Raw genomic sequence first — 25,926 nt, 5'->3', positions numbered from 1 at the left:
GGCTCACTCAAATAAGCGAAAATAGGGATAGCGCACGGGAACGCCCGGTTCTTTTTCTAACTCGAAATTGATCGTTTCCCAGCAGGGATCGTCGCACGGTTCGGGACTAAAATCGACCGGCAAGCCGTACAATTTCGGCGCTTGAAGTTCGGTAGGATTTCCTCGCCAAGGCGCGCTGCGCTCTAAGTAGGCGCTGACTAAATCTTTGTAGCGGCGAGCGATAATGACTTTGGTGGCACGATAGCCTTGAGTATAGAGGCGATCGAGGGCTTCGTGAATTTCAAAACGAATGCCGTCCGGATGCGTGTGCTGTCGATACCATTCACCATTCCACAACCGCCAGTGACGACCGGACTGCAAGTGTACTAATTCTTCCGTCTTTGGATCGGCTTCAAAAGCACCGTGACGGGGACAGAGATAGGTGTCGGTTAAGGTTAAGGCGGGAATTGCTTGACGGCAGTGAGGACATTCGATCTCTGCTCCAAAAATAGGATACTGCAAACCAGGATTGAGCGTCATGAGTTATTTAAGACCTAGATAGACTTCTCAGAAATATTGCATAATTTGTATATTGAGTAGCCGCGCTGTCCTCATTTTTATGTCCCTCCCCTAAAAGTAGATTCATTCAAACCCTCGAGTCTTCTTCTCTCTATGATGACATAGGCTAAGGATAAAGAACCGCTTCTCAATTCTGAAGTCTGAGAACCTTAATTCTCATTCTGTTATCTGTTTAACCCTCGACATCCCCAACGCTCTATAGAGTAGCGTTAAATGTGGCTCGATCGACCGAATCCACCGCTCTCAAAGCAAAACTTTCCCGACAAGGGCGGCGCAAAAGCAATCCTGAGTGCGAGTGTCGGGTAAAATCGGTAACTGTAGGGCTTATTTTTAGCGATCGCTCAGTCTCATACCCTGCGTACATACAACGGGGTTTCAACGCCCAAAATTTTCGATGAACTTCCATCATCTCGATGTCTTCGGTTCGCCCCCAGATATTTCTGCTGCTGCCTTTATTGCACCCAATGCGACGCTTATCGGTCGCGTGACGCTTGGGAAGGGCGCGAGTCTTTGGTATGGTGCGATCGCGCGCGGCGATCTCGAACGCATTGAAATCGGCGCATCGACGAACGTCCAAGACGGGGCAGTTTTGCACGGCGATCCGGGGGAACCGACGATTTTAGAAGATTTCGTAACGGTGGGACATCGGGCGACGGTGCATTCAGCGCATATCGAACGGGGATGCTTGATTGGCATTGGCGCGATCGTTCTTGATGGCGTGCGCGTGGGGGCGGGGAGTATTATTGCAGCAGGCTGCGTGGTCACGAAGGACGTACCGCCGCGTTCTTTGATGATGGGGATTCCGGCTAAGCGTTTGCGGGAATTGTCGGAAGAAGAAGTCGAAGGACTCATCGAACACGCCGAACGTTACGAAAAGTTAGCCCTCGTTCATGCGGGGAAGGCAACGGATTTTGGTCATTCCCATCAGACGTGAATTACAAATTTAGATGGGTTTTCGCTTAAATAGAGATAACCCGCTTCCAATCTGCCGATGTCCCAAGAATTCCGTTTCATCCTCCCCGCACCGCCGCCGCCCGCCGAATGGTTCGCCACGCACCATTTAGCCCGCGAGTTCCGGCATGAAATCGAAGCGCGCCAACAGTTCCAGGACTATTGCGAGTGGTACGCTGAAACCGCCGAACGCCATCAAAAAGAATTGCGATCGATGCGCGGCGATATTAAACTTTTTGGCTGGTTTTTGCGCGGTTTTCGCGGCTGAATTCTAGTGCAATATTAACCGAAAAACCGTTAAAGTAAAATTCGAGATGCAACAGGAATCAATTAGAGCATGGCCATTCAAAGAGCGTCGGGTTCTGGCAAGCAAAAAGGACGGCGCAAACCCACGCCGCAACTGACAGAAGAGGAAAATTTGCTGCTGGCGACGGCGGGAATGGATGAAGTCGAGAGTGTTGAAAACGAAGATCGCTTGCGCCCGCAGCGCTTGGCAGATTATATCGGGCAGAAGGATTTAAAGGAAGTTTTAAATATTGCGATCGCGGCGGCTAAAACTCGCAAAGAATCCCTCGATCACCTCTTATTGTACGGCCCGCCGGGATTGGGGAAAACCACGATGTCGCTGATTTTAGCGACAGAAATGGGAGTGAATTGCAAAATTACCGCCGCGCCCGCTTTAGAGCGTCCGAGGGATATTACCGGGATTTTAATCGGCTTGAAACCGGGCGATATTCTCTTTATTGACGAGATTCACCGTCTCAATCGCATGACGGAAGAATTGTTATATCCGGCGATGGAAGATAGCCGCTTGGATATTACCGTCGGTAAGGGACAAAGCGCGAAAACGAGAAGTATTCCCCTACCGCCCTTTACCTTAGTTGGGGCGACAACGAAGGTGGGATCGCTGACTTCGCCATTGCGCGATCGCTTTGGTTTAATTCAGCGCTTGCGCTTTTACGAACTCGACGAATTAACCCTTATCGTACAGCGAACGGCTAACTTACTCAAAGTAGAAGTTACCCAAGAAGGCGCAGAAGAAATTGCACGACGCGCGCGGGGAACGCCGCGTATTGCCAATCGTTTGCTGCGGCGGGTTCGCGATTACGCTCAAGTGAAAAGTATCGCCTCGATCGATCGCGAATTAGCCGGGACAGCGCTCGATTTATTTAATGTCGATGCAATGGGATTAGATTGGACAGATCGATTGGTATTAAGTACCGCGATCGAACAGTTTAAAGGAGGGCCCGTTGGATTGGAAGCGATCGCGGCAGCAACCGGCGAAGACTCTCGTACCATCGAAGATGTATACGAACCCTATTTGCTGCAAATTGGCTTCATTAACCGCACTCCTCGCGGGCGCGTTGTCACGGAAGCAGCTTACAAACATTTGGGATTTTTCCCTTTTGGTTGAAGACTGCTATTGGGTCGAAATTTTCAATTCCTGTCGAATAAATCTCATGACAATCGCAATTACAATAGAACCCATACCGATGGAAACTGATGCTAGCGGTGTTGTCAGAATCGCCAAAACTCGAGTCACGCTAGATACTGTCGTGACGGCTTTTCTTGAAGGTGCTACAGCCGAGGAAATCGGAGAGCAATACCCATCCTTGCAACTCTCAGATATTTATTTTGTTTTAGGCTATTATCTCAGACATAAGATTGAGATTGATGCTTATATTGCACAGAGACAGCATCGTTCGGAAATCGTTAGGCAGGAAGTAGAAAAACGTTTTAACCCAATTGGACTTCGCGATCGCCTATTAGCCAGAAAGAATTAATAGGGGAAATTGACGATGATTCGGTTTCTGGCTGATGAAAATTTTAATAATCAAATTGTTCGCGGTATTCTTCGCCAAAATCCAAACATTGATATTGTACGGCTTCAAGATGTGGGTTTATCGGGTGTAGACGACCCTACTGTTTTATCTTGGGCAGCCCAAGAAGGACGAATTGTTCTAACAAACGATGTTGCTACAATGGTCAGTTTTGCCTACGATCGCATTCAAGCAGGATTACCTATGCCGGGACTATTTGAAATTAGTCGTCGCGTTCCAGTTGGGCTAGCAATTGAGGAAATACTTTTGATTTTCGAGTGTAGTTTTGAGGGAGAGTGGGAAGGAAAAGTTATATTTCTTCCACTCCGATAGAAGTCATTTTGTCCGGTACGAAGCGCGAAGCGTAACGCACCATCACACTCGATAATCAGATAATCAACCGATTCTCCTCAATCGCACCAACCCAAATTTTATAACGGAATTAACTCCGGAAAATTCAACAACACTTGCTCGTCCGTCAACTCATCGCCCAATTGCGCTGGAGAAAAATGAACTTGAATCGCGCGATAACGATCTTGATAGTGGAGATTAATTAACGTTTTTAACGCCGTTTCTAAGGCATTAATTTCGGCTAAATCCGTTTCCAATTCCGGAACTTCCCCTTCGCAAGCGATGACAATCATCACGATTAAATTGCGCGTTACGGGTAAAGTTAAGGGTGCTTGCGGATCGCCCTCGCCCAAATCCCCGGAACTGAGGTAACGTTGGGCGGAGTCGGTGAACAGTTCGGTGACGTAATCGCCCGCCTCGCCTTCATCCCAAATAACATCGCCCTCGTTCGCCGCCGACTGCCAGGAAGAACTGCGTTCTAACAACCCCTGACACACATCCACCAACCCTTCGCCCAACTCTCTCATACTCCCGTCTGCATCGACAGCGTTCCGCGCCGACTGATTGAGAACGCCCAATAAGGGGGCGGCATCTGCACCGCTTAGATGCACGAGAATGCGGCAAACCATGAAGCGCGTTTTGCCGATAAACTGATTGAAGCGATCGCCCATTCCACTCATAACAACCTCTTGCAAATCTCCATGAATAGATATTGGCACGTTTTAGGTCTTTTTTGGAGTACCGCGATCGCGGCCGAGTTAGAATATCGCCTCAACTTTATCATTGCCGCCCTCAGTAGTTTTACGGGACTTGCAGGAAATCTTTTCGGACTTTTTCTCTTTTACCGCAACGGTTACAGTTTTCGCGGTTGGCGGTGGGAAGAAGCCCTGATTGTTCTCAGTATCTTCACTTTACTCCAAGGATTTTCAACTACCTTCCTCGCTCCCAATCTCAATCGCATTGTCAGCCACGTCCAAAACGGAACCCTCGATTTTGTCCTCCTCAAACCGATTAGCAGTCAATTTTGGCTTTCCTGTCGCACGATTTCGCCTTGGGGACTGCCCGATCTCACCTTTGGGGTAATTATTGCCCTTTATGCGGGTTCGCGCCTAAATTTAACGCTTGGAAATTATCTCGCGAGTATCATTCCTTTAATGTTAGGATTTGTCATTCTTTATAGCCTTTGGTTCATGCTCGGTGCGACGAGTATTTGGTTCGTAAAAATTTATAATGTCACTGAAGTATTGCGCGGTTTTCTTGAAGCCGGACGCTTCCCAATGGCTGCTTATCCGGCGGGCTATCGCGTCTTTTTTACCTTTATTATTCCGGTAGCATTTTTAACAACAATTCCCGCAGAAGCCATGCTAGGACGCACTCAAATCGTTTGGGTGGTGGGGGCGGCAGTTCTTTCGGTTGTGCTGCTGATGTTGTCTAATGCGCTGTGGAAGTTTGCGTTGCGGTTTTATACGAGCGCTTCGAGTTAATCGAGTTCGAGCGGATATTTCCGTGGGATGTTGATGGGGTTGCGGGGCGGCTCGCATTTTGAATTAACCTAAAATTAATCAAAGATTAATCAAAGATTAACGCTCGATCGCGTAATTTTAATCAAGTCCTCTTATCCTGTCCTGTGTAACTCATCACCAAACGCAGATTGTAAGTTAAGGACGTAAGATTATGGCTTCAAATCGATTAAAATCTAGATCGAAACGTCGAATTGTCTTGAGTCTGCTAGCGATCGTAACGGCAACGGCTGCTTTAGCCGAGTCGAACGACAATCGCGAAACTCGAAACAAGAGGAAAACCGATCCCCAAAAGAACGGTTAGAATGGGAATTTTTAGGCTTCGCTCCTCAACCAAAACGTCCTTGTATGTAATCTCGGGTGCTTTCTTGCCGAGCCGCCGTAAAGAGATTCAGTGTCGAACCAAACTCGACTAAGCGACCGATGCGACTCTCGTCGGTATTAAAAAAAGCGGTATAATCGGAAATTCTGGAAGCTTGTTGCATATTATGAGTGACGATCGCGATCGTCAGCTTTTCCTTCAACGACTGAATCAACTCCTCAATCTTTAACGTAGACACCGGATCCAGCGCCGAACAAGGTTCGTCCATCAACAAAACTTTGGGCTGCACTGCCAGCGCGCGCGCGATGCAGAGGCGTTGCTGTTGCCCGCCAGAAAGCCCTAAAGCCGACTTATTTAAATTATCCTTTACCTCATCCCACAGCGCTGCACCGCGTAAAGACGACTCGACAATTTCATTCAATTCATTGCGTCGTTTGCGCTCAAAAATTCGCACGCCATAGGCAATATTTTCGTAGATACTAATCGGGAAAGGATTGGGCTTCTGGAAAACCATACCAATCCGACGGCGCAAGCGATTGACGTTGACGCGCCGCCCGTAAATGTTTTGTCCGAAAAATTCGACTCTACCCTTAACTTGTACTGCTCCTTCGAGTTCGCCAATGCGATTTAAAGCCTTAAGAAACGTCGATTTTCCGCAGCCAGAAGGTCCAATTAAAGCCGTTACTCGATTTTGGAGGATATCTATCGAAACGAGATCGAGAACTTGATGGCTTCCGTAATAAAAGCTCAAATCGCGAACGCATAAAGCAGGAAGGAGTGCTGTAGAATTTTCGAGCGAAGAGTAGTTGGTTTCAATTTCCATGTGATGTATTGAGGCTGTCAAAATGGCAATGTAAGATTAGGTTCGCTGGAATTAAATTTAACGATTTTTCAAATGAACGTTCGTTACCAGACGAGATAAAATATTAGTAATAAGCACTAACCCAATTAAAACTAAGGCAGCAGTCCAAGCGAGAGCATTTTGCTCTTTAAAAGCGGATTGGGCGTAGCTGTAAATGAGAACAGACATCGAAGGTGTGGGGGTGACTAACGTTGCTGGAAGTTGCTGAAGCGTTTTGAAGAATGCTTCGCTTTCAGAAGCCTGCAAGAGTTTTCCTAATTTCTCCAACATTGGCGGCCAAAATTGACTGGAAAGCGCCGTAAACAGCAAAGGAGCAGTTTCGCCAGCAGCGCGCGCGATCGCGAGTAAAATTCCAGTAACAACCGCAGGTAGTGCTGCGGGCAGTACGGTGCGAAAAATCGTGTAAAAGCGGCTCGCACCGAGAGCAGAAGAAGCGAGGCGATATTCTTTAGGAATCAGTTTAAGCGCTTCTTCCGTTGTCAGTGCAATGATGGGCAGCATAATCACACCCAAAGCAAAACCGCCTGCCAGCGCCGAAAATTTTCGCGTCGTCAGCACTAAAATCCCATAGGCAAAAACGCCGACAATAATCGAGGGGACGCTGCTGAGGATGACGGTACTAAAGCGCAAGATATTGGCAGCGATCGAATTTTTCCCTAATTCAGCCAAGCAAATCCCGGCGATGATACCGAGGGGAACGGCGAACAAACAGGCAAGGAACACCATCAAGAGAGTACCAAGGATAGCATTAGCAAAACCGTTTGATACATCCTTCATTCCCAAGGGTGCGGGAAGTGAAACCAGAACTTCCCACCGCAATTGACCGATCCCTTGGGTAATAATTTCAGAGAGTAAGGATAAAAGCGGCAATAACGCGATCGCGCTCAATAAAAACGCTACCACCGTTAAGCTTTGGGTAAAGAAACTCCGCTGCAAAGAAAGTGGTTCGTAAAGTTCGTTTCCTGATTTTTCAAAGGAAGGGGACATTCTTAAACCGATAGAGAAATTAAAGCTAAATTTTTGCTCCTGACTTAACGGGAAGCCCGACGAGCGATCGCTTGCACCAAGGAAACGGCAATTAAATTCATACCCAGCGTAATCGCAAACAGAATTGAAGCCAGATACATTAGCGAGCCAACGTGCAAAGGTTCCAACGCTTCGGGAAATTGAGTCGCAAGAACAGAAGGAATCGTATATCCGGGGGCGAGGAGAGAAGGACTAATTTGAATCGAATTTCCAATCACCATTGTTACAGCCATTGTTTCGCCTAACGCCCGCCCGAGCGCGAGAATGGCCGCGCCGACAATTCCCGAACATCCCGCAGGCAGCAGAATACGCCAGATCGTTTCCCAACGCGTTGCTCCCAAAGACATTGAAGCGCTCCGCATTTCTTGAGGGAGGGCGAGCAGAACATCTCGCGAGATGGCAGCGATAGTCGGCAGAATCATCACCGCTAGAATGATAATAGCCGCAAGCAATCCAAACCCTAACGGTTCGGTACTGAACGGAGGCAACCATTTAAAGTGAGCGTACAACCCTTGCTGAATGGGTTGGATGGTGGGGACGAGGACGAAAATTCCCCACAGTCCGACGATAACGCTGGGAATGCTGGCAATCAGTTCGACAAGAAACGCTAAGGGATATCGCACCCAAACCGGGAGAAAATTTTCACTGGTAACAATCGCAACCGCAATCCCGAATGCAAGAGCGAGTACGAGGGCGCATAAAGAAGTAACTAGCGTGCCGTAAATAAAGGGTAACGCTCCAAATTCTTCTCGACCGATATTCCACGTTTGACTCCACAAAAAACTCAATCCAAAGGCTTTAATGGCAGGTAGAGCGTCCTTAAAGACAATAGCGCTCATCCATAATAAAATCCCTGTTGTAGCAGCGAAAGCTAAACCCCAAACACAAATTGTTAAGGCATTTTCAATCCAATTCTGCTCGCCTCGGCGATTGCCAATATTGAGCTCGGAGGTCGTTATATTGCTCATTTTCTAACAGGCTCGCTCGCATTACTCAAGTCGAAGCGCGAAGGATAGGAAAGCCGCCGATAATAAGGGCATAGCAATGCTATGCCCCTACGAGGTGGCGAGATTTGGGGGATTAAGGATTAGCCTTAACTTTACTGTTAACTTCTTCGATCGCTTGCTGGGCAACTGCGCTCGGAATCTTAGTATATTGCAGCGAGTTGTTGATATTTTGACCGTCGGTCAAAATCCACTGAACCATATCTTTAACGGCTTGGGCTTTTTCGGGATCGTCGTAGTTGAGTTTGAGTAACAACCAAGTTACGCCGATAATCGGATAGCCGCTTTCAGGATCGTTGGCGTTAGCGGTAGTAAAGTCGGGATTGAAGCGAACGCCATCAAATGCTTTATTAGCGTTGGCGATGCTCGGATCGAGGTATTGACCGACTTTATTTTGAACCTTTGCCATTCTCAAACTGTTTTCAAAAGCGTAGTCGGCTTGAACGTAACCGATCGCGCCTTCGGTACGCTGGACGACAGCCGCAACACCCGCGTTTTTCTCGCCGCCGAGGGTTTGTCCCGGCCAAGTCGGGGCTTTGTTTTCGCCAACTTTTTGGTTAAAAGTCGGGCTAATTGCTGCTAAGTGGCCGGTGAAAATTTCTGTGGTTCCGCTTCCGTCGGAACGAACGACGACGCGAATCGGTTTGTCGGGAAGGTTGGGCGCAACCTGCTTCCAGTTGGTGATTTCGCCGAGGAAAATTTTGGGGAGGATATCGCGGGAGATTTGCAGGTTGTTAACTCCCGGCAGGTTGTAGATAACGGCAACAGCCCCACCTGCGGTGGGAACCATAAGGACTCCCTTTTTCATTTGGTCTTTTTCTGTGCTTTTCGGAACGGCATCGCTCCCAGCGAAGTCAACGGTGTCGGCAATGAATTGACGGATACCGCCACCGCTTCCGATCGCTTCGTAGTTAACTTGGATATCTTTTTTGCTCTTGATTTCGGCGAAGTAGCGATCGTAGAGGGGTTTGGGAAAGGATGCACCCGCACCGTTAAGGGTTATTGCTTGTGCGATCGCGCTGAATGCACTGGCAGAGAGCGCCAAGGTTGTCACTGAGATGGCTGCCATGCGGCGCAGCGTCGCTGTTGAGAAAAGCATAATAACTTAGAAAAGAAAGTAGGAAAACAACAGGTTGAGTCAGTTGAAACCGACCGAGGCGAGAGCATTAAAGCTTTCACTCGGGAAGCTGGATACGCTCGGTAAAGGTGCAGATACAAAACAGGGCAATGGAAAACTTCGCACTATCGACATCAAGCGGATGCGAGCGAATTTGGAGGTGAATTTGATTTTTTTAAATGCCCGGTTATGAGGTTACGGCTGAATGGATAAGAACGAATTAAGAGTTGATTAAAAATGACAGTCGATCTCGATGCTTGGCTCAATGCAAACCGAGAATAAAACCAAATTAATTAATTGTTAAGGTTAAGTTGAATTCCGACCGAATAAACGACTAGAAATGCTTTAAATTAAAACTTTTTAAATTGCCAATTACTTGTAAAATAAAACTGACTAAAATCGCACCGATTAATCTGCCCCACGCTCCGAACCTCAATCAACCGCACATTAATCGCATTATGTTCGTCTACTTCCAAAAACTCCGACCCTCCCAGTTCTTCTTGCAATACAATGCGATCGCGGATGGAATTGCCGAGGCCTACGATAGCCTCCCTGCGAATGTGCGTTTCTGCCTGCGACCGATGTTTTATCTCGCCTTGGGCTTGCATCTCGCCCTCCTATTTTCGCCTCTGCCCCAGGAAAGCAAACCCGCCGAACCCCAACCCGAACCTTCCCCCACCCCGGAAACTGTCAAGATTATGCGGTTGCCGCCTCCTCAAAAAAACGCCCCAACAGCAGCACCTAAGCAGCCCACCCCGAAAACGCCCGCCCCTACCGCAGCCCCTCGCCCGCAAGTCCCAACGGCTGCCCCAGTCCTGCCCAAAGCCAACCCCGCTCAGCCTTCTCCAGCGATTTCACCCTCAGTCGCCGAACAAAAACAATCGGAACAAAAACCGGCAGAATCGACGGCTAGCAATTCACCCGATAAACCTTCTACGTCCAGCCCCGATTCTCCTCCTCCCGCAGCACCGCCCCCCCCAACCTTGGAAGAGTTCTTTCGGAAGTTTCCCCAGTATCCCGGTGCGAGTGCGGGTTCGGGAGAAATTTTGCGATCGGAGTTCGACCAATCCGGCTACATTTATAACGTGGGAGAAGGAGTCGATGGAGTCGGGACGAAGTTCGAGCAATTGTTAGCGGCGGCTCAATTTAAAGTTGTTCCGGGGACAGCAGCAGCAGATTTTAAAGTTTATTCGGTGACGCTGGGGCCGATTACTCAATACCTGCATTTAATCGGTGGGAGCGGTAAAACAGCGATGGTGATTCTGCCGAATTCCTATAGTTTGGAACAACTGAAAACGGCTCAAACTGATGAGATGGATCCGGATACAACTGCTTTTGAAACGATAACGCGGCAGTTCGGCAGCGAGTACGGGGAAAGATTGCGATCGCCAGATCCCGGTCAGTTAGTCCAAGCCGGTTCGTTTGCCGATCTCAATCGTTTTGACGTGCGATCGATGACGGCGGCAGCATTCTTATCGCCGCCTGCTCAAAGTGAAATTATTAATTATTTTGCCCAAAAACTCGGGGCCGATGGTTTTGCTTTTAGCCCAGCCGGAAGCTATGGCGGCGGCCCATCTTATCAAGTCACACGCGGAAAGTTAAGTCGTTGCGTTATTTTTGCCCCGACTAATATTCCTACGGGAGATGGCAGTGCTGGAACGGCAGTTATTTTATCAGCCAGTTGTCCTTAAATCCAGTGCGAGCGAAAAGGGTGAAGGTTGACGGCAGCCGCCTTTATTCGCCTTCCTGTAAAGAAATTCTGAGTTTTTTTCAGCAACGGTTGGAGAACGCGAATTTTGAGTTTGGCGCGATCGGGCATTACCAGAATGAGGGGGTTTATCGCGCTCGTAAGGGGAATTTTCAGATTTATTTACTGTTTGTGCCAACAACGCGGCGAATTGCGGATGGCAGTCCGCGATCGCTCATTTTAGCTTCGCCCGAACTACCGCTCGATGCGCCGACAAATCCTTGAGGGAAGATTCGGCATCCATTTTCCCGTTTTTTTCGTCCTTGTCGTGAAGTTAGGAGCAAGAGAACGTGCTTGCAACAACGGTTGACCAATTTACAGGCAATCCCAGTAAAATCGGATTCAAGCTGCTTTTGCTGAATTGTTGGGCGGAAAAGGCGATGAAAAAACTTCCTTTTGTACAAAATTTACCGGCTCCGGTGCGATTCGTGCTGATTCGCCCCTGGTTTTATCTAGCGCTAGGGTTACACGCGATCGCGCTAACTTTACCAACAAATTGGAAACTTCATCCAGAAGTTGCCGAAGAACCGCCCCCATTAGATGCGGTTAAGGTGACTCGTTTGCCGCCTTCTCCGGAAACTTCTCTATTCCCGGGCGAAATCTCTGGCGATGCTGCTTTGCCCTCGCCTCCGTCTCAAGTGTTGCAACCCGCGCCAGCAGCGAAGTCTTATCAACCCCAACAGCCAACCCGACAGCCCCAAATCTTCTATCCTCGCGCCCAAACCTTCCGCCCTCAAACCGTCCCAACCCTGCGCGACGAACCCACTCCTGTTGCTGTCGTTCCCACGCAGCCGACACAACCCACGCAACCCACGCAGCCCACACAGCCCACGCAGCCGACGCAGCCCACGCAGCCGACGCAACCCACGCAGCCGACGCAGCCGACGCAGCCCACACAGCCGACGCAACCCACACAGCCGACACAACCCACGCAACCCACGCAGCCGACACAACCCACGCAGCCCACGCAGCCGACACAACCCACGCAGCCCACGCAACCCACACAGCCGACGCAACCCACACAACCCACACAGCCGACGCAACCCACACAACCCACACAACCCACACCACCTGGTGCGGGAGGACGAGGTGCGGTATGGGCATCACCGGCAGCATTTTTTAATGCCATCATCGCTCAAGGTAAAACCGAGTGGAAAGCTGAGGAAAATAAAGGTTTAGATTATCAATTCCATGAAGATTTGCTGCTAAACAAAGAACGGTTTTTGAGTTCAAACTTTGAATTTAAATATATGACCGTACCTGCTGCTCAAAATGTACCCACTCCAGAAGTCATGGAGCGTTTTTTTGCGGAAACTTTTACGGCACAACAATACAGTTGGCAGCCCGTGGGAGAATTTGGCGGCGCACAAGTTTACAAGGTCACTAAAGAAGATTTTACCAAATATGTGATTCTGGCTCCTGGGACTGATGGGAGAACGGGTTTGATTGTATCGGAAACTTATCCCAGCTAAACGATTTTAGGCTCGAACTGTTCTCAATATTTATTTTTTTTCATGCTGATGAACTCGTCTTCTGTGTCTCCACCTCGTCCTTTATCTAGGAATCAATTTTTTCATCCGGCGTTGCTTGTCGCGATCGCGCTGCACGCTATTGTACTCTGGTTCCCCCTCTCCAGTAACTCCAAATCTGAAGCATCGAAAGCAGAGGAAACAACGTCTGAAACTGCTGCTAAAACGGAAGGCGAGGCAGCCTCCGATGCAGCTTCTAGTCCGACAGAAGCGACAACGACTGCTTCTCCTACCACCCCGACTTCTACCCTATCCGCGTCGGCAAAAAAACCGCTAGCTGTCCCCAAAACTGCCGGAACGTTCGCACTCGGCTCTTCTCAAACCCAGAAGACGAACGTTGCTAAACCTCCTGTTAGAAACGCGGTGACGCAAACCGCTGCGAGTCGCCTCGTTAGCCCAACTCCAAAGCCTGTAAATTCGAGTCGCACGAATTTCCCCGTGCCGAAAACAGTACCGACTTTCTCCCGTCCTGCACCATTTTCTATCTCGAGAGCTACGCTGCAACCAAGTCCGGCTGCGAGTCCGGCATCATTACCGAGTCCCGTCGTCAGTCCTGCACCCGCGCCGCAACCGAGTCCTGCTGCCAATCCTGCACCCGCACCGCAAATCGTGGCTATCGTTCCTGCAACAATTCCCGCAGACCCCTTTACAAAATTCCCTTTTTACCCATTTAGCCGCTCATTAATCGGTTCTTTGGATTTACAGTCGCCGGAGCGCGATCGCGATACCTACGCTTTTAATACTCGCGAGGAAATTCAAACCGCGATCGCGTTTTACGAAAAGGAACTGCCTAAAGAACTATTTGAACCCCTAAAAATGGAACTCGACGGTACGGATATGACCATTTATGCCGTCAAACCCAAAAATGGCAGCAAGGTCAGGTATTTACACTTTATTCCCTTCCAAGGAAGAACGGCAATTATTTTATTGCCGGAAAAAATTACCGACTTGAAGGCAATTAAAGCAGAAGCGATCGAACGCCAGGAGAAGCGCAGCCAGTTCTTGGGAATTTTTAGCCAAATCGAGCGAATTCGGCAGCAGATGCGATCGAGCCAATTGAGTACAATCGAGTAGTGCCATACTGAAGCGCTAATTGTCAAAATGCCAAATTCCTACCGTATTTCTCTGTTTGATGACGGACTTCACCAAGTCCTCACGATTCCCTCTGAATTTTCCCTTCCAGGTCGGGATGTTTTACTCCGTAAGGAAGGAGATCGCTTGATTATCGAACCCATTAAACCCTGTTCCCTTCTTTCGGTACTCGCTACACTAGACAGTCTTACTAATGAATAATGAATGGGGAATGGTGAATAATAAACACTTCAACGACTATTAGAATTTCTCTCTCACCCCGTCTCCCCGTCTCCCCGTCTCCATTATTCATCATTCATCCCCCCATCCCCAACTCCCCGTTCGCGATAACTCGTGCGATAATAAGCACCTATCTGTCTACCCGAACTCAGCGATCGCGCCGTTATGGTTTCAACTTCCATCCCGACTGACGAACTGGCTGCCGCCCTGCAAACGCCGGTCGATTTTAACTTTGAACTGCCCGATCCCGAAGATGAGGAGATACAAGAGGCGGAGTTTGAGGAACGATTGGATGTCGTTTGGAAGGTTTGCGAGCGCTTCGATTTGCAAACCGATATTTGGCGCGGGCGGATTTTGCGGGCGGTGCGCGATCGCGAAAAGAAAGGCGGCGACGGACGCGGGGCGGGCTTTCTCAATTGGCTCAAAAATCGCGAAATCACCAAAAGTCAAGCCTACGCCCTCATTCAACTCGCTAACAGCGCCGATACTCTCCTCGCCGAAGGACAACTCGATCCCGATACGATTAATAATTTCAGCAAGCGCGCCTTCGTGGAAACGGCAAAATCGGTACCGGAAGTGCAGCGTTTAGTTAGCGAAGCAGCGCAACAAGGCGATCGCATCACTCGCCGCGAAGTCAAGCAACTCTCCGACGAGTGGACGGCGATGAACTCCGAACTTTTGCCCGATGAAGTAAAGGAAAAAGCTTCCGAAGGCGGACTTCCCCCTCGCCATTTAGCGCCCCTAGTCCGGGAGTTAGAAAAACTGCCGGATTTGCACTTAAAACACATTCAACAAGAAGTCGCCGAAAATCCCGATATCGATACCGTCAAACTGCTCACTTCCGAAGCGCGCAGCCTCTCAAAATATCTCGATGCTGCCGCCCAAGTGCAAACCCTCAAACGCGGCGCTACGGACTTAGGAATGGCGTTAGAAGAAGCGTTGCGCCTCGATTGTTTGAGTACGGCGGCGGAGTTAGTCAAACAGGCAACGGCGTTAGAACAAACGGTGGGCAAATTGTTTACCACTTGGAAGCGCTTGGGCAGTTTAGCCGATCGCTTGTATGTGGATACGGGCGCGAGTACGCCTAACTTGCGATCGATGTTAACCTGTCTGGATCCGCTCACCAGCGAAACCATTGAGTTGCATTTGGATGAAGAGGGCGATCGCTTAGTGCGCCTAAGAATTATCAGCGAGCAATAACCCTTTTCAACAGTCAGAGACTATCGAAAAGGGCAAATCTTAAATCCTTCCTGGTAGAGGCATAACATTGTTATGCCCTCTGAGGAGAATCGGGATCGGAACATTCAATTAAACAGTAGGGACGTTCAATTGAACGTCCCTACGTGAGTGCTTGGCTGGGCTAAGTTCCCTCAGTTAAGTCGAGCGCTAATCGGGAACAGGCAACCCACCTAAAAGACCTGTCTAATCGACCACAATTTGGCTCGTCGTCGCTACGGGAAGCACGCGCTCCGCCCGTTGATGCTGTTGAATGGCTGATTGTAAGAGCGGCGATTTAACAACAGAATCGTTCGCCAACGCAAACAGCGGATTCGATAAAATCCCAGCTAAAGAAGTCGCAATTAATGACAAGACGATGCCCACTTGTAAGGGGCGCATTCCGGACAAACTCCAAGGTAAATTCGGGTAGTTTTTTACAGCTTCCGACATTTCCTGCGGTTCTTTTACCACCATCATCTTAACAACGCGAATGTAGTAGTAAATCGAGACAACGCTCGTGACTAAACCGAGGAGAACTAAGCCGTAAAGTCCAGCCTGCCAGCCTGCCCAGAACAGATAAATTTTGCCAAAAAATCCCGCGAGGGGGGGAATTCCGCCCAAGGAGAGTAGACAAACGCTCAAAGCGAGGGTCAGCAGGGGATCTTTTTGGTATAAGCCCGAATACTCGCTAATTTGGTCGGTTCCGGTGTTCAAGGAGAAGAGGATCACGCAGGCGAATGCGCCTAAGTTCATGAACAGGTAAACGAGTAGGTAAAAAATCGTGCTGGAGTAGCCCGCATCTGTACCGGCAATTAAACCAATGGTGACAAAACCCGCTTGTCCGATGGAGGAATAGGCAAGCATCCGCTTCATACCGCTTTGGGCGAGGGCGACGACGTTACCGAGAACCATGCTGAGAATCGCGAGGGCGGTAAAGATGAAGCGCCATTCTTCGGTAACGACTCCGAAAGCAGTGACGAGGAGGCGAATGGCGAGGGCAAATCCAGCGGCTTTAGAACCGACGGAAAGGAAGGCGACAACGGGAGTGGGCGAACCTTCGTAAACGTCGGGAGTCCATTGGTGGAAGGGGACTGCGGAGATTTTAAAGGCAATTCCGGCGATCGCGAAAACTAGCGCAACGGCAATCCCGAGGGATTCTGCGTTGCTGGAAGTTTGAAGGGCTGTTGCAATGGCTTCTAAGCGCGTTTCTCCTCCCGACAAACCGTACAGTAAGGAAATACCGTAAAGGAAAATGGCAGAACTCGATGCACCAATCAGTAAATACTTCAGGGCTGCTTCGTTAGAACGCGGATCGCGTTTGGTATATCCCGTCATTAAGTACGAGGAAATACTGAGCGTTTCTAGGGAAACAAAGATCGTTACTAATTCGTTTGCGCCGGAAAGGAACATCCCGCCTAATGTTGCGGTTAAGAGAATGCCGATGAATTCGGCTAAGGAGGTTCCTGACTGTTCCACGTAGCGCAGCGACATCAAAATCGTGACAGCAGTGGAGAGAGCGACGATTCCGCGAAAGGCAATACTGAGTTTATCGGCGTTGAAACTGCCCAGAAAACCAATCGTATTCGGGGCATCCCACTGCAAGTATAGGGCAACGAGGGCGAGGAGCAGTCCGGCGATCGCGGCGTAGGGAAGCCAGCGCCAAGAATTGCGTCCCAAAATTAAATCCCCGATGAGAACTACCATCAGGGTTAGGATAACTATCCCCTCCGGTAGAATCGTCCCAGCATTAAGCTGAGCGGCAATATTGCTCGAAAAATCCATAACGTTCAATAAAATACTAAAGTCAGATTCGGTTACAGGTCGAACCCCGAGCGCGAAAAAACAGTTACACCCAATCTTACCGCGCCAGTTCCCCTTCGCAGCTAACAGACTTTCTTATCGCCCGATGTAGGGGCATCGTAGCGGATTCCTCTACCCTTGCCCCACACCGTTACCGATAGTCTTGATTCTGAATATCTCTTAACCGCGCTTCCGGGCGCAAAAATCGATCCATTTGCGCTTCAAAAAACTTACGATTTGCCATTAAATGTTTCGGGTTGGGGTCGTCTAACGGATACAATAAGGCAACCCGCAAGGCTTGAATAACGGCAGAGGTTACGTTATACATCGATCGCTGGAAGGTAATCCCCAACTGAATCAACACATCGTCTTCGCCGCGACAGTGTTGTTTGTAGTAATCCACTAAATAGGGCGGCAAGAAATGCAGCATATCTTGCATTAATAATGTCGGCGGAATTCCAGCCGTTCCCACCGGGAAAACATCGGCGTAAAGAATGCCGTAATGGAAATCTTTTTGTTCTTCGGGAACTTGTTTGGCTTGGGCGTTATAAGATTTTGTGCCTCGGAAGGGAGCCGTGCGATAGAAGACGGCTTCGACGTAAGGTAAAGCCGCTTCATACAGCCACATAAAACCTTTCGATTTGGGGATAATTTCGTAACATTCTCCCCGAATATAAACATTATGGTAAATCGGACGACCGGCGGCGATAAAGATACCATTAACAAGGAAGTTCATGGCATCGGGGACGGATTTAAATCCCCCTTCGTCATAAATATCGCTCATTTCAAAGAAAACCGGAGCCATCACTTCCCAAAATAGTCCTAAGTTGGCGTAGTACGACAACTGCCGCACTTGCTCGTAGAACATATTAGGAAACAGTTTGTACAATCCCAACATTAACGGGTTGCCTTTAAAATAGGCTTTAATGGCGCGATCGCAATTTGCGACGTATTCCTCGCTTTCGATGTAATCGTAAAACTGCCCGCCCATCCCCTGATGCCAGAGCATCGCTCGCATACAGGCTTCAGCAAATTCCATATTGACGCGATCGTGCCATAAATGATGGAAGATGCGCGGCAATTTTTTCTTTAATTCTCCCTTTTCCATGAACTCCAAAAGTTCTGGATGGGCGGTTGCTTCGCCGCGCCAAACCCGATAGTCGGCATCCTCGCCCGCATAGTGATTGTGTAAATCTAAATATTCCTGCGGCAGGAAGTATTTAAAGAACTGCAAGGGGTTTAAAAACTCCCGTTCGGCGATGTAAAGTAAATCCCGCCAATAAAAGTCCATTGGCACGGCATAAGCTTTATAAATGCCGATAATTTGCATTAAATTTTCCGGCGTATCCGGCAGCATCGAACCGCCTGCTTCGAGGCGATGAATAATATCGGCGTGAGGGTGGTTCGATAAGGGGATTTTTGCTTCGGGTGCGTTGGGTTTATCGATCGCTTGTACCATGATTTCTCCAGATTGCGATGGGTATAACAGTTCGGATTGAGTCCGCTCCTATTTAAGATTCGGTTTCGGCAATTTCAATAGCCCGTTTTGCGGCACTTTCAGAATGGGCTGCTCGCCTTTTGGAGGAATTTTCTTGACGGCGGATTGCACGAGAGCCGGTTGAGAAAAGGCATTCAGATCTGCCGCGATCGCGTTACTGTAGGGTTGAATCCAACGGACTAACCAAGCGGGCTGTACGCCCAAAAACAGCACGATAGCCGTTAAAACCAAAGCGGGGATGCGTTCGACTGCAATTGTTCTCGGGTAATAAGCACGTAGGTTATCGAGCTTGCCGAAACAAGTGCGGTTGAGGAGAATAACAAAGTAAACAGCCGTTAAACCGGAAGAAATGATACAAATCAAGGTGGGAATGGGGAAGCTCGCAAAACTTCCTTGGAAAACCATGAATTCTGCGGGGAAACCGACTAATCCGGGAATTCCAGCGCTTGCCATACCCGCCGCGATTAATAAGGCGCTGGTGAGGGGTAAACCGCGTATGGGATTCATCAACCCGTTAAGAATATCCAAATCGCGCGTTCCCGCTTTGCGTTCGACGATCCCAACTAAGTAGAATAATAACGCCAAAATTAAGCCGTGGCTGATCATTTGCGAGACAGCACCGAGAATGCTTAATTTAGTCCCGGCGGCAGTCGCTACGAGGATATACCCCATGTGTCCGATGGAACTGTAGGCAACCATGCGTTTTAGATCTCGTTGCGCGATCGCAGCCAAGGCTCCGTACAATACGCTCACCGTCCCAATCGTCGCTAAAATCGGAGCGACGACTTCCCAAGTTTCGGGAAATAAGCCCAAACCGTAGCGCACTAAACCATAGGTTCCCAACTTTGCCAAAATACCGCCTAACAAAATTGCCGTTCCGGGCGAAGATTCCACGTAAGCATCGGGCATCCAAGTATGCAGGGGAACCAGCGGAATTTTGATGCCGAAACCGACGAGAAGCAAGCCTAATAAAACTAATTGCGCCGTCCAACTTAAATCTAGGGTTGAAATTGCTGAGTATTCAAAACTTTGAGCGGGATTTAAAAATCCGATTCCCAAGAAAGCGGCTAAAATCAACAGTCCTGAAACTGCCGTGTAGAGCAAAAACTTCATCGCTGCATAACCGCGTTTTTCGCCACCCCAGATACTAATCAGGAGATAGAACGGGATCAGTTCGACTTCATAAAAGATGACGAACAGCAGTAAGTTTTGGGCGATTAATGCCCCAGTTACGCCCGCATTGACCAGCAAGACAAGGGCATAATACATCTTAGGTCGCTTGACTTCTTGTTCGTCTTTGGTGTAAATCGCTAAACCCGTTAGTAATACATTCAGACCGATTAAGGGCAGGGATAAACCATCGACCCCAACGCTATAATTTAAGCCAATCGGTTCGATCCAGCGATGATATTCGCTAAACTGCATTCCCGAATCTTGCAGGTTAAATTGCAGCAAAAGATAAACGGTAATAACCAAAATAATGGCAACAAATGAGGCAGTAACTCGCCTGAGTTGTTGGGTATCAAATTTTTCGGGTAATAAGGCGATCGTTAAAGCGCCGATTAAGGGCAACCAGAGGAGCGTACTCAGCATATCAATAGCTCAATTGTCAAGTAATTTTTTCTTTTTTTTAAGAGGTGAGGGCGAGTGCTGTGAATTTTTGCTATGGCATCCCATCAAACCCGCCCTTGTTCTCAAATCTGTTAAGAAACCAAACTGACTTCTCCAGAGTCTAAATCGTAGTAACCGCCAACAATTTTCAATTGTCCGCTGTCAACCAGTTCGCCAATAATCGGCGATTTCAGCAACTTTTCGACTTGATAAACAACGTTCGCTTTCGCGGCTTTTTCTAATTTGTCGTCGCCACCTTCCATCCGCATCGAACGTTCGACCGCCAATTGAATGCTATCGGTTAAGGTACTAATCCGTCCCGGATAGCGCCCGCCTTCAATAGCTGCTTTGACTGCACCGCAGCGCTTATGGCCAACGACCATAATCACCTTTGCGCCTAACACTTGCGTGCCGAATTCCAAGCTACCAATTTCCTCATCAGTTGCTAAATTTCCGGCAACGCGACAGACAAATAAATCGCCAATGCCTTGGTCGAAAACCATTTCAGATGGGAAGCGAGAGTCGGCACACCCCAAAATTGCGGCGAAGGGCGATTGGCTCATTGCAACTTCGGTTATGCGGGCTGGAGTTTGGTTGGGATTTCGACGTTGATTTTCAACAAAACGTCGATTGCCATCCATTAATTCCTGCAATGCTTGGTCGGGAGTGATGTCAGTTTTGGCGAGTAATAGGGGTTTATTTTGGGCGGCTGCGGGTTGAGGTTTGAGATTGATGCCGATCGCGGCGGCTAACGAGCTAGTGCCTAAAAATCCTGCCCCGACTTTGAGGATATTTCGGCGAGAGACGCGATTGCTAATGATGTTTTTCATAGGGAATTTCCTATTGATAGGAGTAAAGAGTTGCAATGTGCCAATGCACGAGTGTAGGTCTAACTAATGAGCGAAGACCAAACTAATCCCGGACAAAAGCGGATAGCAGACAACAACGCCCAATACGGCAACGCCCAGCAAAATCGAAAGGACATAGAACTGGGTTTGCCCGGAGACGTTATATTTGAGGGTTTGACCGCTAAAGTTAGTCGCTAAACCGACCAGGTTAACGATACCATCGACGATGAAGCGATCCACCCAGTAAATGAGCGTGGAGATGAGTCCAACTGCTGAGACAACGGTGAGGCGGTAGAATTCTGCCGTGTAAAGGTCGTAGGCAAAGAAGTCTTGAACGGCTTTAAACGGCAGTTCAATGGGTTTGGGGATACTGTCGTTGAGGTAGATGAAAGCAGCCAAACCGGCTCCCGCGATCGCGGCTGCCACCAAAACTGCCGTGACTGGGGTTAAAATCGTCTCGAGGCTCGGCAACAGGTTGAATTGCTGCAAAATCAAGGGCAGATGCAGAGCAAATCCCGCCATCACGGTCATCGGTAGCACCAAAGGCCACAATCCTTCTGGCGAACGGAGTGTCATCGCGGTGGGTTTTCCGCCAAAAACGGTACAAAATTCGCGCCCAGTACTGAAGGCTGTTAGCGCATTAACCAATACCATCACTCCCACTAGCACGGGGTGTCCCTGATTCCAAAGGTTATTCGCGAGTTGGGAAAACGCCCAGAAACAGCCGAAGGGGGGTAAGGAAACGATGGAAGCTGCACCAACGAGGTAACACAGTCCGGAAATCGGGCGGCGCGACCACAAACCGCCGTATTTCGTTAAATCTTGGGTGATATTGTTCCAGACGATACCGCCGATACTCATCACCAAAATCGCCATTGCAACGCTGTAAGTTAAGAGTAATACCAGGGCGATATTATCTTGCTCGGTTCCTACGGCAATAAAGATGAGGCCCATATAGGCACTAACGGAGTAGGATAGCGATCGCTTGATATCGATTTGTGCGATCGCCACTAGCGCCGCTCCGACTGCCGTCACCGAACCAATCCAAATCATTGCGTTCAAAGCCACGGGCGAAATTGCAAACACGGGTTGCAGCTTAATTAGCACCCACGCCCCCGTAGACACGACTACCGTATTCCGCAAAATCGTTGCCGGGAGGGGTCCCTCCATTGCTTCATCCAGCCACAGGTGCAGCGGGAATTGGGCGCATTTCCCCAGCGGTCCGGCGATTAAAGCTAAGGTGATTAAGGTCAATACGGTCGGATCTACAGTTGCCGTTTTCGCCCACTCGCCTAACTTCTCGTAGTTCCAAGTTCCTGCTACCGGGAGAAGGGCAACAACTCCCATCAGCAGAATCAAGTCTCCCACCCGTTTGGTTAAAAAGGCATCTCGCGCCCCCGTTACCACCAACGACTGGTTAAACCACAGCCCGATAAGCATATAAGTGCCGAGGGTTAAGATTTCCAGCACGACATAGCTGAAAAACAGGGAGTTGCACAGCACCAGCGAACACATCCCGGCTTCAAAGAAGGCGAGAAGGGCGAAAAATCTACCCCAGCCCCAATCCATTTCCATGTAGCCGATCGCATAAATTATCGCCGCGATATTCAAGCCCATAATCAGAACCAACGCCCCAACCGTAACGGAGGAGATTTCAATATCTAAGTTAAGGCTTAAATCTGCGGCTTGAAACCAATGGAAGGTTTCGTACCGAGGGGGCTGATTCCAAACTTCTCGCAGGGCGAAGGTACTGTGAATCAAGCCGATAAATGTTAACACGGCATTCACATAGCCCGCCGGTCTCGGTCCGGTTCGCTTAATGACTCCCGGCGACCAGAATAGGGAAAGAATAATACCCAAAAGGGAATAGCAAGGGACTAGCCAGACACTCTGGCTAAAAACGTGAGTCATCCACAACACTCCTGTTGCATTCAAAAAAGCAGCACGGATTCGGGCGCAGCGATCGCTGTCCCTCAACAGTTAGCAGGCTTATATAAAGTCGAATTTTTTTGCGATTTTCTCTGTATTTCAAGTAAACCGCAGTTTGGGCATAAAGAAAAGATTAAAGCTAGATGGATTTATTATTCTCTATGCAAGTTCAACTTATCATTTAGTCAAGCCTCACTTATGGTAATTCACTTTTATCTATGACTCAGATTTATTGGAGGCTATGCAAGTAAGGGGATATCGGATATCAATTGATGATTGCGAACCGAGGCGGCGATAATCGGCTCAAAATGACTCAACAAATAGCATTAAAAAATTATCAATTGAGTAAGGTCGCTGCAAAGTCTAACGCTTCTTTGGGGGTAGAAATGCGCCCTTCGATCGCGGCAATTTGAATTTCTAGCAGCAATTTTCCGATCGCCGGAGAAGGAGAAAGTTGCAAAGCTGCCATCAATTCCGTTCCCGATATTAAAGGTTGAGGGTGGGCGACAAGATCGTGAGGATCGAGATAGCGGTTAATTAAAGGCGCGATCGTTCCGACGGCGGTGGTTTCTTGAAGAATGCCTTTTTGGGCGGCGACAGCAACGGTTAACAATCCCAGCATCGGAAAAGCGCGATCGACTTCTTGAAACAGGTGATATTGCTCTCGTAAGTTCAGAGGAACGTCTCGCGATCTCAACAAGCGCGGTAGGTGTTTAATCGCAACCGTAACCGCGCGAATTTCCGATCGAGAATACTTTAACTTTTCCAACTGCGCTTGAGCGATCGCAGGATCGGAAGAAACTAAACAAGCCAACTTCGCCAGAGACTCCCAAGACAGCGCCTGCAAAGTCAACTTTTCATCCAACAATCGGTCTAATTCTTGCCAAATTCTTCCCAGCAGCCAAGCACATTGTTCGACTTGTTTAATTTGCTCGAAGTTTTCTTGCTGCGTCCCTTCCAACCAAAAATCGAACAACCCGTCTTCCCAAGCTTCTTTTAACCATTTTCCCCCCTCCGCACAGCCTAACAAATACCCCAACTCAACCCGCACTCGTTCGGCGGCGACGGTTTGGAGTTGGGGTGCGAGTTGGCGCAGGGCGGCGCGCGTCCGAGAGTGAATAGAAAAGTCGAGTTGCGCGGCTTGGCGGTAGGCGCGCAGCAAGCGCAAGGGATCGTCTTGCAAGTTTGCCTTCGACACCATACGAATCAAGCGCTTGCGCACATCTTTCATGCCGTTGAGCGGATCGATCCAGGCGCGATCGCGGGGGTCGTAAGCGATCGCATTGATGGTATAGTCGCGCCGTCGCAAGTCTGCTTCTAAGCTATTCCCCTCCTGTTGGGCAAAGTCTGCGGTTGCCCCCTCAAACACCACCCGCGCGATTTGCCGTTCGGCATCGAGAATCACAAACCCCGCTTGGTAGCGCTTGGCAATCGAACTCGCCGTTGCTACCGCATCAGTCGGAATAATAAAATCGAGATCCAAATAGTCGGCACGGCGTTCTAGCAAGGCATCCCGCACCGCACCCCCAACGAGATGGACGGGTTGCGGTAGCAAATCGAGGCTGAACGGCCAAGTCGTGGGGGAGAGAGCGGATAAGGTAGAGGGAACAGACATCAGGGAACAGGAATTGTGAATGCTTTACTAACGATTAACACTTAATTCTTCACTATTTCCTCCAATGGAGGAGTGTGACGATGAAGTACATATACATCCAAGCCATTGGAATGCCAATAAACATCCCCGCGATCGCCCAGCCGCGTTGATGCGCTTTAAACTGTTCGATACTGCGCCAGCGCCGACTTTTCCAAGCCCATTCATTTCCCTTGGAACCTAAGAAAAATGCCATTATCCAACCAATGTTAGGAATGCAGGCGAGTAGTCCAATCCAGACGCGATTGCTAAGCGGCCAAAAGTAGGGTAAGAAAAATGCGCCCCAGTTCCAGCCTTTAATCGCTTCTGGAACTTCGATATCGGCTTTGATACCGCAACCGGAATTGTTTTTAAATGCAACTCCAGTCAGGCGCGAGTCTTCTTCTACACTCGGTTTCAAACCCGCTTTCAGGGTATCTAAGGCTTCGCGCGCGCTGGAAAAACGCTGCTTGAGATCGGGTTCGATGAGTTTTTCCAACCAGCGAGCAAAATCGGGACTGAGACTGGCGCGATGGGAAAATTGCAGGCGGAAGTTTTCAACGGGGAGATCGGCGGGAGAGGTTCCCGTCAGCAGGTGAATGAGCGTTGCGCCGAGGGCATATAAATCGGAGGCGGGAACGGCGCGTCCGCCAAACTGTTCCATTGGCGTGTAACCGTAACTGCCGACGACGGTAAAGGTTGCACCTTCAACGCTAGATTGATTTTGTACTGCACCGAAATCGACGAGGTAGGGGCGTTTGTCTTCGCCGATGATGATGTTGCTGGGTTTGATGTCGCGATGGAGGACGGGCGGACTGAGTTCGTGGAGATAGATGAGAATTTTGAGGAGTGCGATCGCGAGTTGACGAACTTCGGGCTGGGTAAAGGTTTTACTGCGCGACAGCCATTCTTTCAGGGACAGACCGGGGATATAATCTTCGACGAGGCCGAACCACAAGGCGCGATCGTCAATGGAAAAGTAATCTCGATATTTGGGGATTTGGGGATGATCGATGCCTTGCAAAATTTGGGCTTCGCGCTCGAAGAGTTTGAGGCGATCCCATTGAACGTTACCACCTAGGGCAAGCAGCTTAACGAGGACGGACTCGCGGGCGGGATCCTCGACAGCTAAATCTTTCGCCCGCCAGATCGAGTGAATCTCGTTTTCGCTGAGTTGTTCTTCGAGTTGATAGCGATCGCGTAGAATTTCTCCGATATGCAGCATTACAGTACCTCGCCACCTCTGTTAGAGCCTTCTACAATCCTATCAATTC

The 25,926-nt window shown here is 49.1% G+C and carries 26 protein-coding genes; 13 read left to right on the top strand and 13 right to left on the bottom strand.

Features of this window, described 5'->3' with window-relative positions:
• Positions 1 to 3 precede the first annotated feature (3 nt).
• Entirely contained in the window at positions 4 to 519 is a 516-nt protein-coding gene (locus tag H6G50_RS10110) for a TIGR02652 family protein (RefSeq protein ID WP_190715768.1), read from the bottom strand.
• Between the two features lie 433 nt (positions 520 to 952).
• Here H6G50_RS10110 and H6G50_RS10105 point away from each other — a divergent pair, with 433 nt between their 5' ends.
• The 5 genes from H6G50_RS10105 to H6G50_RS10085 all read left to right on the top strand — a co-directional run bounded on the left by H6G50_RS10105 (position 953) and on the right by H6G50_RS10085 (position 3,662).
• Positions 953 to 1,492, top strand: a complete 540-nt coding sequence (locus H6G50_RS10105) for a gamma carbonic anhydrase family protein (protein WP_190715767.1) — start codon at positions 953 to 955, stop codon at positions 1,490 to 1,492.
• 57 nt (positions 1,493 to 1,549) lie between these two features.
• Positions 1,550 to 1,777: a hypothetical protein gene (locus tag H6G50_RS10100; protein ID WP_190715766.1), complete on the top strand. Its 228-nt coding sequence runs from the start codon at positions 1,550 to 1,552 to the stop codon at positions 1,775 to 1,777.
• A gap of 171 nt (positions 1,778 to 1,948) precedes the next feature.
• Positions 1,949 to 2,923, top strand: coding sequence for a Holliday junction branch migration DNA helicase RuvB (gene ruvB / locus H6G50_RS10095; protein WP_347239915.1), 975 nt, complete (start codon positions 1,949 to 1,951; stop codon positions 2,921 to 2,923).
• A gap of 46 nt (positions 2,924 to 2,969) precedes the next feature.
• Positions 2,970 to 3,293: a DUF433 domain-containing protein gene (locus tag H6G50_RS10090; RefSeq protein WP_190715763.1), complete on the top strand. Its 324-nt coding sequence runs from the start codon at positions 2,970 to 2,972 to the stop codon at positions 3,291 to 3,293.
• 15 nt (positions 3,294 to 3,308) lie between these two features.
• The gene (locus H6G50_RS10085) at positions 3,309 to 3,662 is read left to right on the top strand and encodes a DUF5615 family PIN-like protein (protein WP_190715761.1); all 354 of its coding nucleotides are present in this window, start codon (positions 3,309 to 3,311) and stop codon (positions 3,660 to 3,662) included.
• A 98-nt stretch (positions 3,663 to 3,760) separates the two neighbouring features.
• Here the strand turns inward: H6G50_RS10085 and H6G50_RS10080 are convergent, their stop codons facing one another.
• Complete coding sequence (locus tag H6G50_RS10080; protein ID WP_190715873.1) at positions 3,761 to 4,360, bottom strand: DUF1517 domain-containing protein; 600 nt, start codon at positions 4,358 to 4,360, stop codon at positions 3,761 to 3,763.
• A gap of 21 nt (positions 4,361 to 4,381) precedes the next feature.
• On the opposite strand from H6G50_RS10080, the gene H6G50_RS10075 reads away from it, so the two are divergent.
• Both H6G50_RS10075 and H6G50_RS23965 read left to right on the top strand, forming a co-directional pair.
• The gene (locus H6G50_RS10075; RefSeq protein ID WP_190715759.1) at positions 4,382 to 5,164 is read left to right on the top strand and encodes an ABC transporter permease; all 783 of its coding nucleotides are present in this window, start codon (positions 4,382 to 4,384) and stop codon (positions 5,162 to 5,164) included.
• A 190-nt stretch (positions 5,165 to 5,354) separates the two neighbouring features.
• Positions 5,355 to 5,504: a hypothetical protein gene (locus tag H6G50_RS23965; protein WP_206756566.1), complete on the top strand. Its 150-nt coding sequence runs from the start codon at positions 5,355 to 5,357 to the stop codon at positions 5,502 to 5,504.
• A gap of 25 nt (positions 5,505 to 5,529) precedes the next feature.
• Here the strand turns inward: H6G50_RS23965 and pstB are convergent, their stop codons facing one another.
• From pstB to pstS, 4 genes are all read right to left on the bottom strand, one after another.
• Positions 5,530 to 6,345 carry a phosphate ABC transporter ATP-binding protein PstB gene (pstB, locus tag H6G50_RS10070; protein ID WP_190715757.1) on the bottom strand — a complete coding sequence of 272 codons (816 nt, stop codon included), beginning with the start codon at positions 6,343 to 6,345 and terminating at the stop codon, positions 5,530 to 5,532.
• Between the two features lie 57 nt (positions 6,346 to 6,402).
• The gene (pstA, locus tag H6G50_RS10065; protein ID WP_190715755.1) at positions 6,403 to 7,371 is read right to left on the bottom strand and encodes a phosphate ABC transporter permease PstA; all 969 of its coding nucleotides are present in this window, start codon (positions 7,369 to 7,371) and stop codon (positions 6,403 to 6,405) included.
• A gap of 44 nt (positions 7,372 to 7,415) precedes the next feature.
• Positions 7,416 to 8,378: a phosphate ABC transporter permease subunit PstC gene (pstC, locus tag H6G50_RS10060; RefSeq protein ID WP_190715753.1), complete on the bottom strand. Its 963-nt coding sequence runs from the start codon at positions 8,376 to 8,378 to the stop codon at positions 7,416 to 7,418.
• A 112-nt stretch (positions 8,379 to 8,490) separates the two neighbouring features.
• The gene (pstS, locus tag H6G50_RS10055) at positions 8,491 to 9,513 is read right to left on the bottom strand and encodes a phosphate ABC transporter substrate-binding protein PstS (protein WP_190715751.1); all 1,023 of its coding nucleotides are present in this window, start codon (positions 9,511 to 9,513) and stop codon (positions 8,491 to 8,493) included.
• Between the two features lie 383 nt (positions 9,514 to 9,896).
• Between pstS and H6G50_RS10050 the strand changes: the two genes are divergently transcribed.
• The 6 genes from H6G50_RS10050 to H6G50_RS10025 all read left to right on the top strand — a co-directional run bounded on the left by H6G50_RS10050 (position 9,897) and on the right by H6G50_RS10025 (position 15,318).
• A complete protein-coding gene (locus tag H6G50_RS10050; RefSeq protein ID WP_190715749.1) occupies positions 9,897 to 11,222 on the top strand; it encodes a hypothetical protein in 1,326 nt (441 codons plus the stop codon).
• A gap of 5 nt (positions 11,223 to 11,227) precedes the next feature.
• Complete coding sequence (locus H6G50_RS10045) at positions 11,228 to 11,503, top strand: hypothetical protein (RefSeq protein WP_190715747.1); 276 nt, start codon at positions 11,228 to 11,230, stop codon at positions 11,501 to 11,503.
• Positions 11,504 to 11,658: 155 nt separating this feature from the next.
• A complete protein-coding gene (locus H6G50_RS10040) occupies positions 11,659 to 12,750 on the top strand; it encodes a hypothetical protein (protein WP_190715745.1) in 1,092 nt (363 codons plus the stop codon).
• A gap of 48 nt (positions 12,751 to 12,798) precedes the next feature.
• A complete protein-coding gene (locus H6G50_RS10035; protein WP_190715743.1) occupies positions 12,799 to 13,881 on the top strand; it encodes a hypothetical protein in 1,083 nt (360 codons plus the stop codon).
• Positions 13,882 to 13,908: 27 nt separating this feature from the next.
• Entirely contained in the window at positions 13,909 to 14,100 is a 192-nt protein-coding gene (locus tag H6G50_RS10030; RefSeq protein WP_190715741.1) for an AbrB/MazE/SpoVT family DNA-binding domain-containing protein, read from the top strand.
• A 183-nt stretch (positions 14,101 to 14,283) separates the two neighbouring features.
• Positions 14,284 to 15,318: a hypothetical protein gene (locus H6G50_RS10025; RefSeq protein WP_190715739.1), complete on the top strand. Its 1,035-nt coding sequence runs from the start codon at positions 14,284 to 14,286 to the stop codon at positions 15,316 to 15,318.
• Positions 15,319 to 15,540: 222 nt separating this feature from the next.
• On the opposite strand, the gene H6G50_RS10020 is transcribed toward H6G50_RS10025, so the two are convergent.
• The 7 genes from H6G50_RS10020 to H6G50_RS09990 all read right to left on the bottom strand — a co-directional run bounded on the left by H6G50_RS10020 (position 15,541) and on the right by H6G50_RS09990 (position 25,877).
• Positions 15,541 to 17,118 (bottom strand): NAD(P)H-quinone oxidoreductase subunit N, encoded by a 1,578-nt coding sequence (locus H6G50_RS10020; protein ID WP_190715738.1) that lies wholly within the window; start codon positions 17,116 to 17,118, stop codon positions 15,541 to 15,543.
• Positions 17,119 to 17,287: 169 nt separating this feature from the next.
• A complete protein-coding gene (locus tag H6G50_RS10015; protein WP_190715737.1) occupies positions 17,288 to 18,595 on the bottom strand; it encodes a CO2 hydration protein in 1,308 nt (435 codons plus the stop codon).
• Between the two features lie 48 nt (positions 18,596 to 18,643).
• Positions 18,644 to 20,227: an NADH-quinone oxidoreductase subunit M gene (locus H6G50_RS10010; protein ID WP_190715735.1), complete on the bottom strand. Its 1,584-nt coding sequence runs from the start codon at positions 20,225 to 20,227 to the stop codon at positions 18,644 to 18,646.
• Positions 20,228 to 20,337: 110 nt separating this feature from the next.
• A complete protein-coding gene (locus H6G50_RS10005; RefSeq protein ID WP_190715732.1) occupies positions 20,338 to 21,075 on the bottom strand; it encodes a carbonic anhydrase in 738 nt (245 codons plus the stop codon).
• A gap of 63 nt (positions 21,076 to 21,138) precedes the next feature.
• The gene (locus H6G50_RS10000; protein ID WP_190715730.1) at positions 21,139 to 23,004 is read right to left on the bottom strand and encodes an NAD(P)H-quinone oxidoreductase subunit F; all 1,866 of its coding nucleotides are present in this window, start codon (positions 23,002 to 23,004) and stop codon (positions 21,139 to 21,141) included.
• 355 nt (positions 23,005 to 23,359) lie between these two features.
• Entirely contained in the window at positions 23,360 to 24,637 is a 1,278-nt protein-coding gene (locus tag H6G50_RS09995; RefSeq protein ID WP_190715728.1) for a CCA tRNA nucleotidyltransferase, read from the bottom strand.
• 52 nt (positions 24,638 to 24,689) lie between these two features.
• Positions 24,690 to 25,877, bottom strand: coding sequence for a serine/threonine-protein kinase (locus H6G50_RS09990; RefSeq protein ID WP_190715726.1), 1,188 nt, complete (start codon positions 25,875 to 25,877; stop codon positions 24,690 to 24,692).
• Between the last annotated feature and the right edge of the window lie 49 nt (positions 25,878 to 25,926).

Source organism: Oscillatoria sp. FACHB-1406 (assembly GCF_014698145.1).
GTDB lineage: Bacteria > Cyanobacteriota > Cyanobacteriia > Cyanobacteriales > Spirulinaceae > FACHB-1406.
Note: the sequence above shows the minus strand (reverse complement) of the source record. Positions and strands in the feature narration are given on the sequence as shown.

Excerpts from the sequence above, each read along its gene's own strand:
- H6G50_RS10110 (WP_190715768.1), bottom strand. The coding sequence starts at position 519 with ATGACGCTCAATCCTGGTTTGCAGTATCCTATTTTTGGAGCAGAGATC.
- H6G50_RS10005 (WP_190715732.1), bottom strand. The coding sequence starts at position 21,075 with ATGAAAAACATCATTAGCAATCGCGTCTCTCGCCGAAATATCCTCAAA.
- H6G50_RS10085 (WP_190715761.1), top strand. The coding sequence starts at position 3,309 with ATGATTCGGTTTCTGGCTGATGAAAATTTTAATAATCAAATTGTTCGC.
- H6G50_RS10020 (WP_190715738.1), bottom strand. The coding sequence starts at position 17,118 with ATGGATTTTTCGAGCAATATTGCCGCTCAGCTTAATGCTGGGACGATT.
- pstB (WP_190715757.1), bottom strand. The coding sequence starts at position 6,345 with ATGGAAATTGAAACCAACTACTCTTCGCTCGAAAATTCTACAGCACTC.
- H6G50_RS10080 (WP_190715873.1), bottom strand. The coding sequence starts at position 4,360 with ATGAGTGGAATGGGCGATCGCTTCAATCAGTTTATCGGCAAAACGCGC.
- pstS (WP_190715751.1), bottom strand. The coding sequence starts at position 9,513 with ATGCTTTTCTCAACAGCGACGCTGCGCCGCATGGCAGCCATCTCAGTG.
- H6G50_RS10090 (WP_190715763.1), top strand. The coding sequence starts at position 2,970 with ATGACAATCGCAATTACAATAGAACCCATACCGATGGAAACTGATGCT.
- H6G50_RS10015 (WP_190715737.1), bottom strand. The coding sequence starts at position 18,595 with ATGGTACAAGCGATCGATAAACCCAACGCACCCGAAGCAAAAATCCCC.
- H6G50_RS10000 (WP_190715730.1), bottom strand. The coding sequence starts at position 23,004 with ATGACTCACGTTTTTAGCCAGAGTGTCTGGCTAGTCCCTTGCTATTCC.
- H6G50_RS10030 (WP_190715741.1), top strand. The coding sequence starts at position 13,909 with ATGCCAAATTCCTACCGTATTTCTCTGTTTGATGACGGACTTCACCAA.
- H6G50_RS23965 (WP_206756566.1), top strand. The coding sequence starts at position 5,355 with ATGGCTTCAAATCGATTAAAATCTAGATCGAAACGTCGAATTGTCTTG.
- pstA (WP_190715755.1), bottom strand. The coding sequence starts at position 7,371 with ATGTCCCCTTCCTTTGAAAAATCAGGAAACGAACTTTACGAACCACTT.
- H6G50_RS10025 (WP_190715739.1), top strand. The coding sequence starts at position 14,284 with ATGGTTTCAACTTCCATCCCGACTGACGAACTGGCTGCCGCCCTGCAA.
- H6G50_RS10010 (WP_190715735.1), bottom strand. The coding sequence starts at position 20,227 with ATGCTGAGTACGCTCCTCTGGTTGCCCTTAATCGGCGCTTTAACGATC.
- H6G50_RS10100 (WP_190715766.1), top strand. The coding sequence starts at position 1,550 with ATGTCCCAAGAATTCCGTTTCATCCTCCCCGCACCGCCGCCGCCCGCC.
- H6G50_RS09995 (WP_190715728.1), bottom strand. The coding sequence starts at position 24,637 with ATGTCTGTTCCCTCTACCTTATCCGCTCTCTCCCCCACGACTTGGCCG.
- H6G50_RS10035 (WP_190715743.1), top strand. The coding sequence starts at position 12,799 with ATGAACTCGTCTTCTGTGTCTCCACCTCGTCCTTTATCTAGGAATCAA.
- ruvB (WP_347239915.1), top strand. The coding sequence starts at position 1,949 with ATGGATGAAGTCGAGAGTGTTGAAAACGAAGATCGCTTGCGCCCGCAG.
- H6G50_RS09990 (WP_190715726.1), bottom strand. The coding sequence starts at position 25,877 with ATGCTGCATATCGGAGAAATTCTACGCGATCGCTATCAACTCGAAGAA.
- H6G50_RS10105 (WP_190715767.1), top strand. The coding sequence starts at position 953 with ATGAACTTCCATCATCTCGATGTCTTCGGTTCGCCCCCAGATATTTCT.
- H6G50_RS10040 (WP_190715745.1), top strand. The coding sequence starts at position 11,659 with ATGAAAAAACTTCCTTTTGTACAAAATTTACCGGCTCCGGTGCGATTC.
- H6G50_RS10075 (WP_190715759.1), top strand. The coding sequence starts at position 4,382 with ATGAATAGATATTGGCACGTTTTAGGTCTTTTTTGGAGTACCGCGATC.
- pstC (WP_190715753.1), bottom strand. The coding sequence starts at position 8,378 with ATGAGCAATATAACGACCTCCGAGCTCAATATTGGCAATCGCCGAGGC.